Source organism: Paenibacillus aceris (genome assembly GCF_017874035.1).
Taxonomy (GTDB): domain Bacteria; phylum Bacillota; class Bacilli; order Paenibacillales; family NBRC-103111; genus Paenibacillus_E; species Paenibacillus_E aceris.
Genome location: NZ_JAGGKV010000008.1, coordinates 156,725 through 169,424, shown reverse-complemented (window position 1 = coordinate 169,424; position 12,700 = coordinate 156,725). Strand labels below are relative to the sequence as shown.

Genomic DNA, 12,700 nt, shown 5'->3' with positions numbered 1-12,700 from the left:
AAGGAGATGAGTCTATTGAAAAAGACGAATTTGGTTTCTATGACAAGTGTTGCTGTATTGACTACAGTTATAGCTGTTGGGTGCTCAAACCAGCAAGCAGATCCGGCCGCAACAACGCCAGCAAACACTGGACCGCTTGAGTTAAGCATTGCTATGCCTCAAGTAGGTGAGATTCCCGCTAAAGGAAATGAAGTGGAACTGGCGATTGAAAAGTACACCAATTCTAAGCTCAACATTCAATGGATACCCCTAGCGAACTACGATGAAAAAATAAATGTTATGATTGCTTCCAATGAGCTGCCCAAAATTTTAAAGGTCAACTACACGCCGGTAATTCGCAGTGATATTCAGCAGAACATGTTCTGGGAAGTCGGTCCTCTACTCAATAATTATAAAAATTTAAAGGTGCAGAATCCACAATACTATGCAAACATCATGGTTGACGGAAAATTATATGGAGTTCCAAATTATCGTGAAATTGGCCGATCGGCAATTGTTTACCGCAAGGATTGGCTCGATAAATTGGGTCTGAAAACGCCCAAAACATTGGACGATTGGTACAATGTTGCAAAAGCGATCACCTTGAACGACCCTGATGGCAATAGTAAAAACGATACCTACGGCTTTGTGCTGGATAAAAAGTACAATATTAATCTCAATGCTACCTCAATTTTAACACGCATGGCTGTCTCTCAAGGCGGCGTTAATACTTGGGGGGTTGATAGCAGCGGCAAATTCACGCCGGAATTTATGACTCAGCCATTCATGGACACGATGAAGTTATTCAAACGCATGTACGCTGAGAAATTAATCAATCAGGACTTTACTTCTTTAGAAAGTGCGGACGGAGATAACCAATTTGAAAAGGGACGGGTAGGCATTAAAGTGAATGGTTCAGCGACCAATGCTGCGAATATTCAAGACAGGCTCAAAAAGGTTGTTCCTACGGCAGAATTGGATATTGTCAATTGGGAAGGTACGGCAGGGCCACGGGTAGCAGGCCAGCCGGGTAACAACGGGCTTCTGGTTTTCCCTAAATCTTCTGTGAAGAACGAAGCGGAATTGAAACGAATTCTCACCTTCCTAGACCAACTTCTTGACGAACCGATGTCGACCCTTCAGAAACGCGGAATTGAAGGGAAGCACTTCAAGAGAAATTCAGACGGTACCGTTGAATGGCTTGATTTGACTGCATTTAACCGAGAAGTGAAGCCTTATCGCGATGATCTTGTGAATTTTGAGACGTATAATGTTCCACAATTAAAAGATACACCTTTGGCGATGAAAGGTTATCAGATGGAGCCTGCTGGCTTGAAATTTTCCATCCCGAATCCTGCATTGACCCTGAATTCCACCACGTACAACGATCATGGAGCCGAATTGGATCAAATGATCCAAGATGCGGAAACAAAGTATATTATCGGTAAAATTGACGATGCAGGATTCCAAAGCGAAGTCGACCGCTGGCTCAAGGCTGGTGGCGATAAAGTGATCAAAGAATTCCAAGACTCCTATGCGGCATTAAATAAAAAATAAATGAAAGGTTAACTCCCTTTATTCCTAAAAACGATTTTAAGAAGAAAGCAATATGAGGCCATCTCGGTTAGCGAGAGGGCCTTTTTGGTCTTCTCGCGGAGGAAATACTAACTGAGCGGCCGGCTAGTGAGACAAAAAAAGATCTATATTTGCACAGAAGTTTGTCATCCTGAACGGCAGCCACATATGCTTTAGGAGGGCGAATATAATGAAATAGGAAAGTATTCCCAAGGAGGCTGTGAAAATTATGAAAAAGGAAGCATCAAAAAAGAATAGAAAACAGCAGGACTTCTTCCCGATTCATGACTTTGATTATGTCGAATATTATGTTGGGAATGCCAAACAAACAAGCTACTTTTTGAGCAAAGCTTTCGGATTCAAGATTGTTGCCTATGCCGGACTGGAAACGGGACAGCGGGATAAAGTTTCTTATGTGCTGGAACAGAAGAAAACCCGGTTTATCGTGTCCGGTTCGTTGAAAGAGGATCATCCGATCAGCGATTTTGTGAAAAAGCACGGCGAAGGCGTCAAAGACATAGCACTTCGCGTAGAAAACGTCGAGAAAGCTTACGTTGAAGCTGTCTCGAGAGGAGCAATCTCGATTCTGGAGCCTCAAGTGTTAACAGATGAAAACGGCACAGTAATAAAAGCTGCTATAGGAACATACGGTGATACGGTGCATACGCTTGTAGACAGAAAGAATTACAAGGGAATTTTTATGCCTGGTTATTACCCGATTGATCACGTAATTCCTTATGAGGAGACCGGCTTGATTGGTGTCGATCATGTTGTCGGAAACGTGGAAAAAATGGAAGAGTGGGTTTCCTATTACGAGAACGTTATGGGATTTACACAAATGATTCATTTCGATGATAAGGATATTAGTACGGAATACTCGGCGCTCATGTCAAAAGTCATGCATAACGGGGGACGAATTAAATTCCCTCTGAATGAACCAGCAACCGGAAAGCGCAAATCGCAGATTGAAGAGTTTCTTGAATTTTATAATGGCGCGGGCGTTCAGCATGTAGCGATCTTGACCAACGATATCATTGATACCGTACAAAAGCTACGCACTAACGGCGTAGAATTCCTTGATACTCCGGATGCCTACTATGAAATGCTTTCCGCTCGGGTGGGTATGATTGATGAAGACATTCAAAAGCTTCAAGATAATAAGATTCTGGTTGATCGAGACGATGAAGGATATTTATTACAAATATTCAGCAAGCCTATCGTAGACCGTCCTACTTTATTCTTTGAGATCATTCAGCGGAAAGGATCGCGAGGTTTCGGAGAAGGCAACTTCAAGGCATTGTTTGAATCGATTGAAAGAGAACAGGCCCGCCGTGGGAATTTATAAGTATGTAGGATGGCTGCGAATGAAAGGAGGCGCGGAGATGTATCCGAGCGTACGGATTTTCATGGAGAAGCTAATTGATTATGCAGGACTTTTTCCACCGGCAGGGCTGCCGATTAACGAGGCAATTCGGAATTACCAAGTATATAGTCGTGATCAAGATAATTGGATGTTAGGCAAATTTGTTATCCCTGTCTCACGATTGCAAGAATTAGCTCCTTATATGCCATCGTTTTCACAAGATCATCCACTCAGGCTGTCGGTCATTGGAGATCGAAGCAGCGATGTTGATTCATGCAAGGAACTTTTAGGGAAGAGCCTTGAGAAGATTCAATCGTTCGGAGATCACTTTCAAGCCGTATCCCAGATTGCTGTGCTCGATTTACCGCTACCGCCGATTCCTCTGCAAGCTCATCTTATGGAGGAGGTTGGGAGTGGGACATCTAGGCACGGGTTGCAGACATTTTGCGAATTGACCTATGTGTTAAATAAGGATTGGGAATCTAACATGTTCGCTGCTTTGGATGAAATTGCTGCATATAATGAAGTAAGTGGATTGCATTTGGGTATTAAATTAAGAACGGGAGGCATCACAGCCGAAGCCTTCCCAACCGCCAAACAGGTTGCCCTTGTGCTGGCAGAGTGCAGAGACAGAGATCTCCCATTGAAATTTACAGCAGGGCTGCATCATCCTGTTCGCATGTACGGCAATGAGGTTAAGACCAAAATGCATGGATTTCTGAATGTGTTTTTTGCAGGATTGCTTGCTCACTCTTACAAGTTGGGGATTCCTCATATTGCGGAAATCCTTGAAGATGAGCTTCCGGAAAGCTTCAAATTTACAAGCGACGGCCTGCAATGGAGGCAGCTCACGATGAGTTCATCTGAAATCCAGGCTTATCGAAATGAGAGAGTGTGCTCCTATGGGTGCTGTAGTTTTGACGAACCGCGTGACGAGATGCGAGATTTACAACTATTGGAGCAGAGGAGTTAAACCATGGTCCGTTCTTTTATTCAAGTAGAGCCGGATTCACATTTCCCTATACAAAACCTGCCATATGGTGTATTTCGCCCCCTCAGAGGCGGGCTGCCGCGAATCGGGGTTGCGATCGGAAAGTATGTCCTGGATCTGGCTGTATTAGACAGCGCAGGCTGCTTTGACCAGACGGCATTGTCCGGTAAAAACATGTTTCATCAACCGTCGTTGAATGCCCTGATGTCTCTTAGCCGTCCTGTTTGGAAAGAACTTCGTTCAACCATTAGGCGTCTGCTCGATGCAGAAGAACCGACTTTACGAGACAATGAAGAACTGCGAGCCTCCGCCATTTATGCTCAAAACGAGGTAGAGATGCTGCTGCCTGTAGAGATTGGCGATTATACGGACTTCTACGCTTCAAAAGATCATGCAACGAATGTTGGCATCCTGTTCCGAGGTAAGGAAAATGCGCTTTTGCCGAATTGGCTGCATCTGCCTGTTGGTTATCATGGGAGAGCGAGCTCCGTAGTGATCAGCGGTTCGGAGGTTCGCCGCCCGCAAGGGCAGATGAAGCTGCCGGACTCAGCTGTGCCTGTCTTCGGCTCAAGCCGTCAGCTGGACTTCGAACTGGAAGTAGGCTGTCTGATTGGTACAGGGAATGATCAAGGTCAGCCAGTTTCAATTGAAGAAGCCGAAGATTATATATTTGGGCTTGTGCTCGTAAACGATTGGAGCGCGCGTGATATTCAATCTTGGGAATATCAGCCGCTAGGACCGTTCCTGGCGAAAAATTTTGCTACCTCCATATCGCCATGGGTGGTACCACTTGAAGCATTGGAGCCATTTCGCGTTCCTGCTCCGAAGCAGGTCCCGGAACCGCTGCCATATTTGCGGCAGATAAGCCCGGGATCTTTTAATATCACATTAGAGGTTTATTTGCAGAGTCAATCCATGAAGCAGCCGGACCGTATTTCGGCCAGTAACTTCCGCTATTTGTATTGGACGATGGCCCAGCAGATCGCTCATCATACGGTAAGCGGCTGTAATTTGCGTCCAGGGGATTTATTGGCATCCGGAACCATTAGCGGCCCTGTGAAGGAATCTCGAGGATGCATGTTGGAATTGACATGGCGCGGAAGTGAGCCGCTGCAAATGAATAATGGGGATGAAAGAGTTTGGCTCGAGGATGGCGATTGCTTAACGATCACCGGTTGGTGTCAGGGAGACGGTTATAAAGTCGGTTTCGGCGAGGTAACCGGTCGTGTGCTGCCGGCTTTGTTAAAAGGAGGGAGCTAAAGATGCCTTTTTATCACCGTATGGGTGAGATTCCCAAGAAAAGACATACGCAGTTCAGGAAACCGGATGGCTCCTTATACCGTGAACAAGTCATGGGTACAAAGGGTTTCTCAGGTATACAGTCTATTCTTTATCATCACGCGGCTCCGACGGATATCGTTAAAGCAGATATCTTTGCACCTTTTAACATAGAGTTTGAAGAACAAGGAGCTTTGACATACAGGCACTTCCTGGCTGGAAAGTACACAGATACGGGAGATGCGATAAACGGAAGGCACTACATGCTTGGAAATGAAGATGTATTACTAGCCGTTTCTAATCCGACCCAAGCGATGGATTATTATTATCGCAACGGGGACGGAGATGAATTGTTGTTTGTTCATCGGGGTACGGGGAAAGTTGAGACGATATTTGGTACCCTCAGTTACCGACCAGGGGATTACATCGTTATCCCGGCGGGTACGATTTATCGAATCATTCCAGAGCAGGGTGATTCCAGATTTTTGAACATAGAAACATCTAGTTGGATCAGCACGCCGAAGCGCTACCGGAACGAGCATGGACAGCTTCTGGAACATAGCCCTTTCTGTGAGAGAGATATACGGCTCCCTGAATCATTGGAAAGTCATACGGATGTTGGCGAATATGAGGTTAGAACCAAAACCAGAGGGTATTTGCATTCTCATATCTACAACCATCATCCATTAAACGTCGTAGGTTGGGACGGTTATTTGTACCCTTATATTTTCAATATTGGAGATTTTGAACCGATTACAGGTCGAATTCACATGCCGCCGCCAATTCACGAAACGTTTGCAGGGAATAACTTTGTCGTTTGCTCGTTTGTTCCAAGATTGTTCGATTACCACCCGGAATCCATTCCGTCCCCGTATTATCATAACAATGTTGATAGCGATGAAGTCCTCTATTACGTCGAGGGCAATTTTATGAGCCGTAAAGGCGTTGAGGTAGGCTCAATAACTTTGCATCCTTCGGGGATTCCTCATGGACCACATCCGGGTAAAATTGAAGCCAGCATCGGTAAAAAAGAGACTTTAGAGTTAGCGGTTATGATTGATACCTTCCGTCCTTTACGTGTGGTGAAAGGTGCTGCACCATTAGAGGATCAAAATTATCCTTATAGCTGGGTTCAAAAATAAGGGATGAACATCTACCTGATTTCGATCATTCATATCATAGGGAGAAAGGGGGAGCGGCATGAATTTTGGAACCTCTATTCAAACGGAACGCATTCGAGATTGTGATCAAACACGGCGCATGCTTATTACGTTTGAGCAATGGGAGCAAGAGGCGCGCAGGCTTCTTGATCCTCGATCTTTCTCCTATGCGGCAAGCGGCGCCGGCGACGAGAGTACAATACGGGCCAACCTGGAATCATTCCAGCGCTGGAGAATTGTTCCAAGGATATTAAGGGACGTTGCTGATCGAGATCTTTCTGTAAAACTTTTCGGGCAGACGTTCCCATTCCCGGTTGGTTTCGCTCCTATCGGAAGGCAAGCGATGTTTCACGAGCAGGGGGAAGTGGCATCTGCGAAGGCGGCAGCGATTTTGGGCATTCCGTTTATTCAAAGCATGGTATCTTCGTATTCTTTGGAGAAAGTAGCCGACGCTCAGCCAAGCAGATGGTTTCATTTGTTTTTCGGGCACGATCGCGATGTGTTGAAAAGTATGGTGCTGCGCGCAGAAAGAGCAGGGTTTTCCGCCATTGTCCCTACGCTTGACCGGCCGGAGGAAGGGTGGAGAGCCCAGAATTTATCGTTGTGCGTTTCCCCGTTTATGTTTCGTTACGGAATTGGTAATTTTATTTCCGACCCGATTGTAAGGCAAAAATACGGATCCACGCTTACTCCTCAAACCATGCAATATTTGACATCCAATCCCCATATTAGAGTCGAGGATTTTCGCTTTTTGCGCTCGATTACGAAACTTCCCATTATTGTGAAGGGGGTCCTTCATCCGGAGGACGCCAACATGATGATAAATTACGGTGCGGACGGACTTATCGTATCTAACCATGGTGGACGGCACTTGGACGGAGCCATCGCGGCATTAGAGGCATTACCTTCCATTGTGGATGTGGCCGAAGATCGTGTTCCCGTCATGTTCGACAGCGGAGTCCGGTGCGGGGCGGATATTTTAAAAGCGCTGGCCTTGGGGGCGAAAATGGTATTTATCGGACGCCCCTACCTTTATGGGCTGACGATTGCTGGAGAAACGGGAGTTCGGCATGTTATTGAAAATATGGTGGCTGACTTTGATTTGAATCTCGGAATGGCGGGTCTAAAACATATAAGTGATCTACAGCCTAGTATATTATCTAGAAATAGCTAAATGCAGCTACAGCCGTAGGCGGTCTCGTAGAAGTTTAACAAACGTAATAGAATTTACTTAAGGTTTCGACAGCTGTTTACAACTCTCGCAGGGCAAGAATATACTGTACATATATTTATATGCTGGATGTACAAGCATAAATCACGGGTGATTTCATTGCTAGCGTGCTTCCACATGGTTTTGGAGTAATCGAGTGTACTATTATGAAGGAGGCAAGTTACATATGAAGCTTCGCTGTGCGATATTAGACGACTACCAGCAAGTGGCATTATCAGCCACGGATTGGTCTCGCATCTTGGACAAGGTGGAGGTCAAGAGCATCGATCGGCATATCGATCAACCGGAGGAACTGGTCGAACAACTCGCCGACTGCGACATTGTCGTGATCATGCGGGAAAGGACTCCTTTCCGCGCATCGCTTCTTGCCAAGCTTCCCCGCTTGAAACTGCTCGTTACGACAGGGATGCGCAATGCTTCGATTGACCTGACTGCAGCCGCTTCCCAAGGTGTTACCGTGTGCGGTACGGGAGGCGCAGGCAACGCAACTGCCGAGCTCACGTGGGCATTGATTTTGGGGCTCGCCCGCAACATTGTGCAGGAGCATAACGCGATCCGCAGCGGTCAGTGGCAAAGCACGATTGGATCGGATTTGTACGGCAAGACACTTGGCGTACTTGGACTCGGCAAATTAGGCAGCAAGATCGCCAAATTTGGCCAAGCTTTCGGAATGGATGTTGTGGCGTGGAGCCAGAATTTAACGAAGGAGCGGGCCGACGAGATTGGAGTGAGATTGGCCGCATCGAAGGAGGAGCTTCTGGAGAGCAGCGACTTTGTGTCCATTCATCTTGTATTAAGCGATCGAACTAGAGGAATGATCGGGGCCGGAGAGCTTAAACGTATGCGACCTTCGGCATATCTGATTAATACGTCCCGCGCCCCGATCGTGGATCAAGCAGCACTGGCAGAGGCTTTGCAGAGCGGTTGGATCGCCGGCGCCGCGGTAGATGTATTCGAGGTGGAACCGTTGCCGCAAGACGATATCTACCGATCGCTTCCGAATCTGCTCACTACACCGCATATCGGCTATGTATCCAGAGCGAATTATGAGGCTTTTTATAAAGACGTGGTTGAAGATATTGAAGCTTATTTATCCGGATCACCGGTTCGAACGCTTTCTTGATTTGAAGGCATGATGAACAACTTTTCTTCAAGTAAGGCGAGACGATAGTTAAACGAGGAGCAGTTCTGCCATAGCAGTTGCTCCTTTTTTGTATGGAGAAATTGAGATAGATGTCACACATAGACATCGCCAGTTGTCTTATCAGTGATAACAATCATACTGCTTGAAAAAGTGTAGAATGAATCATTTCAATTTTTTGAATAATATGTAGATATTGGCGAGATTTTTCGCATGAAAGAAAGGCGGAAATTATGCAAAGTCATACTATTGATCCTTCCTCTATTAACATTGAAGATTTGTATAAAACCTACAAGCCACACTTATTTTCAATTGCTTACCGTATGCTTGGCTCAAGATCAGATGCTGAGGATATGGTTCAAGATTTGTTTATAAGCATACATGGATATCTAAACGAGAATATTAATAGCATCAAATCCTATTTAAGCAAAATGATGATCAATCGATGTTTGAACGAATTAAAATCTGCACGAAAAAAAAGAATAAGCTACGTTGGCACTTGGCTTCCAGAACCAACAGTGCAACTCACCGAGCATAGTCCGTTAGATAGTGTAGAGCGTAATGATACGATTTCTTATGCTTTTCTGGTTCTCATGGAAAAGCTTACACCCTTGGAGCGAGCAGTGTTTATACTAAGAGAAGTTTTTGCCTATGAGCATAGTGAAATTGCAGAAATGGTTAACAAATCAGAAGTCAATTGCCGTAAAATTTTTAGTCGTGTCAAGAAAAAAATAGAGTTATCCTCACAAAAAGAGGATGTGCTTTCCGCACAGCTTCCGGTAGAAAATGAATTGGTGACACGTTTCATTTCTGCCATTTCGAGCGGTAACATTCAATCGCTGGTGGACATGTTAACAGAGGATGTAATATTCATTGCTGACGGTGGAGGAAAAGTGTCCGCTGCAATCAATCCTATCTATAACAGAGAACGCGTACTCAGCATTTTGAACGCCCTTTCGTCAAGCCGCTTTCCTGAATCTAAAGCACAATTGGTCGAGGTCAATCACCAACCAGGGATTTTGTTAACAAAAGAAGGCACACCGACCGGGGTCATATGTTTTGAATGGGATGTCAAAACGACGAATATTCATCGAATTTATTTTATTGTGAACCCAGATAAAATACAAAATTTAGATGTGCACTAGCTTAATGGAGACTCGGCGTTTTACGGCGTTGCCGTATTCCGCCTAGCAACCATATTCTTTATTCCTGTCCACTCTGATAATTCGTAGCTATGAAATATGTTGTGTCACACATTGGTTGGAATTCAGCACCGCCGAGATGGAAAGCGTAATTGAAGAGAAAATTCTCGATCTTGTTCACATCAGAGACCGAGTACGCGGGCAATTTTCTGAAAAAGAAATCTCGGATCTGACTTTCTCGGTTATGGCGATTAATGTCTGGAACCGTATTAACGTAGCCTTCAAGAATGTACCGGGTTCGGCCGACAAAGCATATGGATTGACGAAAGCGGGCTTGAGCTAACCGCATGCGCAAACAAGGTACGGTTCACACACATTACCGTTTGTGAGTCTATGACAAGTATTATGGGTGGAAAAAGGGAGCAGACGCCGAGGCGATCTGCTCCCTTTTTTGTTTTAGAAGACATCTTATATGCCGATTGTATGATGCAGCAACATATCCGTTCCTTCAATTTCGCTAACCTTGTTTAACCAAGTTTTCTGCTGTTCGGAAAGCCAATGCAAGAATCGTCAACACCGGATTAACACCGCCATTGGTCACGTGTACGGAACCGTCACTTACCCAAAGATTGTCGTATCCGTGAACGCGACCATTGGGATCAGTGACTGATGTCGAAGGGTCATCACCCATGCGCAGGGTTCCTGCCTGATGCTGGCCGGCACTAAGATCTCCACCTGGCCGTGTTCGCCAAACCTGCCGCGGCTGGGCAGCCCAGAGCCAAGCTTCTGCTTGCTCGGCCAGCATGGCCGCGGCTTTAAGTGACTCGGGATGGACACTTCCCGAGAGCTGAGCCACGGGTATTCCGAAGCGATCTTTGACCGTAGGGGAGAGCCGCACTCTTGATTCAGAGGTCGGGATATCCTGGATCGGTCCCTGAACATGACTCGTGCGTAAGTAGCTCTCGCGCATCGTTTCTTTGCCTGCGCTACCCCAACGCGCCGCATCCGGCGCAAGCGCTCGATACCAGTGAATGAGCGGAAGACGGGTGAACTCGTTGGCAAGCATCCCACCGCCAACAATCCCGCTCCCGTTACCGTGAGCAAAACGACAGGTGGCAATGCTTACGCCAGGTCCAAGACCGTCTTGAACGGGCTCGTCAAAGAGGGCATAGGCACCTGAATAGACGTGCCCCTGAAGATTCCTTCCCACATGTCCGAAGCGGTTGCCTATCCCGTGTGGTTCGGCATCGCTTGCCGAATTGAGGAGTAGTCGCGCGCTTTCAATGGCTCCGGCTGCAACCACCACGTGTCCTGCTCGTACCTGCAGCCGTTGGATTGTACCTGCCGTCGATTGAACTAGGCGAACTCCAGTTGCATGCCCACCTGCCTCGGTGTCGATGCGCTCCACCATGGTATCGCAAATCAGGTCGCAGTTGCCTGTAGCGATGGCTCTCACTAACATCGTATTGTGGCCACCGTTCTTGCTATTGGTTGGGCATGCAAATCCGACACACTGGCCGCACCGCCCACAGGCAGGCCGACCGTCACGATCGACAGAGTTGATGAGTAGGGGAACAGGCCCCGCGTCCCATCCGAGTTTCGCTGCCGCCCGAGCCAATCGTTCTGCTTCGAGTGTCATTGGCAGCGCCGGCATTGGATAAGGGCAATGCCGCCTCCCGCGCCCTGGGTGGGCATCACCGTCACCAGAGACGCCGATTTCCCATTCAGCCCGCTCGTAATAAGGTTCGAGTTCAGCATAGCTGAGCGGCCAATCGCTTAACGAACTCCCGTCCGGAATCCCATAGCGTGTTGCCATTCGAAAATCATCCGGATGAAATCTCCATGCCTGCGCCCCATAGATTCGTGTGCCGCCGCCTAACGTCATTGCGTTATTATGATAGTTGCCTTCATAGGGGGCTGTAATCCGCTCGTTTCCGCCCGCCAACAGAATCGTTCGGGGATTGCCTTCCAACTCAGGTCCTGTGTTATGGCCATATTTGCTAAAACGATGATTACGAACATGATCATTGCCTACTTGGCTGTAGGAAAGCCAGTTTCCGCGCTCTACGACGAGTACACGAAGCCCCGATTCGGCTAGCATCGCCGCTGCTACCGAGCCACCCGCACCAGCTCCCACGACGATAGCATCATACTGATCTCGCAGCTGATTGAAGTTCTGCTGCGAGAGATCGGTTTCAGGGGCCGGTGATTGAATTTCTGATACGGGTCCAGGACGGAATCCAATCATGTTCCACGATTTGCCATCGCGATTCCCGCCGGCTTCAGGACTTCCATAGTAACCTTCAATAACCAGACTCAATAAGGTGCTAAAGAAAAGTTTAGGCGAAACGGGCCAATTCTGAACACGATCAAACTCAATGTCCTGTAATAGCTTATCTTTCTCGTTAACCATAAGTTCGGGAAACGGTCGACGATGGATAGCTGTTGCTTCGGCATCCAGTGCGCGAAGACCGGGATTAATCAAATCCACCCAGGTAGCGACATCCTCGCCTGCGTGACGTTCCAGATATTCCAGAACACCGGCTTCTGTTGCCGATGGCCATTGATCTTTCGGAATCATCCGGTCTGCGGCTGCCTCCAAGATAGGGCCTAATTCACCCCATAAATATGTCTGATCGCCGGTTTTCATCTACGTCCACCACCCAATCCGTCTGCTGACATGATAATTACTCATCCTCATGAACGATCTCTCCTTTACCCGTTGGGACAGTAGCATTCCAGTCATGAATAGTTTCAATCGCTTACATCACTACTGCTTTGTAACGCGGTCAGAGCAGGAAGGGGGATGTAAGCGCTTCTATAGCTTAGTTTATCATGCT

At 47.0% G+C, this 12,700-nt stretch carries 10 protein-coding genes; 9 read left to right on the top strand and 1 reads right to left on the bottom strand.

What is annotated here, in order from left to right:
* The first annotated feature begins 6 nt into the window (after positions 1–6).
* The 9 genes from J2Z65_RS16850 to J2Z65_RS16810 all read left to right on the top strand — a co-directional run bounded on the left by J2Z65_RS16850 (position 7) and on the right by J2Z65_RS16810 (position 10,203).
* Positions 7–1,536 (top strand): extracellular solute-binding protein, encoded by a 1,530-nt coding sequence (locus tag J2Z65_RS16850; protein WP_193580975.1) that lies wholly within the window; start codon positions 7–9, stop codon positions 1,534–1,536.
* Positions 1,537–1,783: 247 nt separating this feature from the next.
* Positions 1,784–2,899: a 4-hydroxyphenylpyruvate dioxygenase gene (gene hppD / locus J2Z65_RS16845; protein ID WP_167059956.1), complete on the top strand. Its 1,116-nt coding sequence runs from the start codon at positions 1,784–1,786 to the stop codon at positions 2,897–2,899.
* A gap of 37 nt (positions 2,900–2,936) precedes the next feature.
* Positions 2,937–3,890 (top strand): hypothetical protein, encoded by a 954-nt coding sequence (locus J2Z65_RS16840; RefSeq protein WP_167059953.1) that lies wholly within the window; start codon positions 2,937–2,939, stop codon positions 3,888–3,890.
* 3 nt (positions 3,891–3,893) lie between these two features.
* Positions 3,894–5,168 (top strand): fumarylacetoacetase, encoded by a 1,275-nt coding sequence (fahA, locus tag J2Z65_RS16835; protein WP_167059950.1) that lies wholly within the window; start codon positions 3,894–3,896, stop codon positions 5,166–5,168.
* A 2-nt stretch (positions 5,169–5,170) separates the two neighbouring features.
* The gene (locus tag J2Z65_RS16830; RefSeq protein ID WP_167059947.1) at positions 5,171–6,328 is read left to right on the top strand and encodes a homogentisate 1,2-dioxygenase; all 1,158 of its coding nucleotides are present in this window, start codon (positions 5,171–5,173) and stop codon (positions 6,326–6,328) included.
* Positions 6,329–6,386: 58 nt separating this feature from the next.
* Complete coding sequence (locus J2Z65_RS16825) at positions 6,387–7,520, top strand: alpha-hydroxy-acid oxidizing protein (protein ID WP_167059944.1); 1,134 nt, start codon at positions 6,387–6,389, stop codon at positions 7,518–7,520.
* A gap of 223 nt (positions 7,521–7,743) precedes the next feature.
* Positions 7,744–8,700 carry a D-2-hydroxyacid dehydrogenase family protein gene (locus J2Z65_RS16820; RefSeq protein ID WP_167059941.1) on the top strand — a complete coding sequence of 319 codons (957 nt, stop codon included), beginning with the start codon at positions 7,744–7,746 and terminating at the stop codon, positions 8,698–8,700.
* A 251-nt stretch (positions 8,701–8,951) separates the two neighbouring features.
* Complete coding sequence (locus J2Z65_RS16815) at positions 8,952–9,863, top strand: RNA polymerase sigma-70 factor (RefSeq protein WP_193580960.1); 912 nt, start codon at positions 8,952–8,954, stop codon at positions 9,861–9,863.
* 136 nt (positions 9,864–9,999) lie between these two features.
* Entirely contained in the window at positions 10,000–10,203 is a 204-nt protein-coding gene (locus J2Z65_RS16810; protein WP_240159766.1) for a carboxymuconolactone decarboxylase family protein, read from the top strand.
* Positions 10,204–10,377: 174 nt separating this feature from the next.
* Here the strand turns inward: J2Z65_RS16810 and J2Z65_RS16805 are convergent, their stop codons facing one another.
* A complete protein-coding gene (locus J2Z65_RS16805; RefSeq protein WP_167059938.1) occupies positions 10,378–12,510 on the bottom strand; it encodes a GMC family oxidoreductase in 2,133 nt (710 codons plus the stop codon).
* Positions 12,511–12,700: the final 190 nt, after the last annotated feature.

What these genes read in the sequence shown, in the direction of transcription:
- J2Z65_RS16830 (WP_167059947.1), top strand. Translation starts at nt 5,171, where the DNA reads ATGCCTTTTTATCACCGTATGGGTGAGATTCCCAAGAAAAGACATACG.
- J2Z65_RS16825 (WP_167059944.1), top strand. Translation starts at nt 6,387, where the DNA reads ATGAATTTTGGAACCTCTATTCAAACGGAACGCATTCGAGATTGTGAT.
- J2Z65_RS16805 (WP_167059938.1), bottom strand. Translation starts at nt 12,510, where the DNA reads ATGAAAACCGGCGATCAGACATATTTATGGGGTGAATTAGGCCCTATC.
- J2Z65_RS16820 (WP_167059941.1), top strand. Translation starts at nt 7,744, where the DNA reads ATGAAGCTTCGCTGTGCGATATTAGACGACTACCAGCAAGTGGCATTA.
- J2Z65_RS16840 (WP_167059953.1), top strand. Translation starts at nt 2,937, where the DNA reads ATGTATCCGAGCGTACGGATTTTCATGGAGAAGCTAATTGATTATGCA.
- hppD (WP_167059956.1), top strand. Translation starts at nt 1,784, where the DNA reads ATGAAAAAGGAAGCATCAAAAAAGAATAGAAAACAGCAGGACTTCTTC.
- fahA (WP_167059950.1), top strand. Translation starts at nt 3,894, where the DNA reads ATGGTCCGTTCTTTTATTCAAGTAGAGCCGGATTCACATTTCCCTATA.
- J2Z65_RS16850 (WP_193580975.1), top strand. Translation starts at nt 7, where the DNA reads ATGAGTCTATTGAAAAAGACGAATTTGGTTTCTATGACAAGTGTTGCT.
- J2Z65_RS16810 (WP_240159766.1), top strand. Translation starts at nt 10,000, where the DNA reads ATGGAAAGCGTAATTGAAGAGAAAATTCTCGATCTTGTTCACATCAGA.
- J2Z65_RS16815 (WP_193580960.1), top strand. Translation starts at nt 8,952, where the DNA reads ATGCAAAGTCATACTATTGATCCTTCCTCTATTAACATTGAAGATTTG.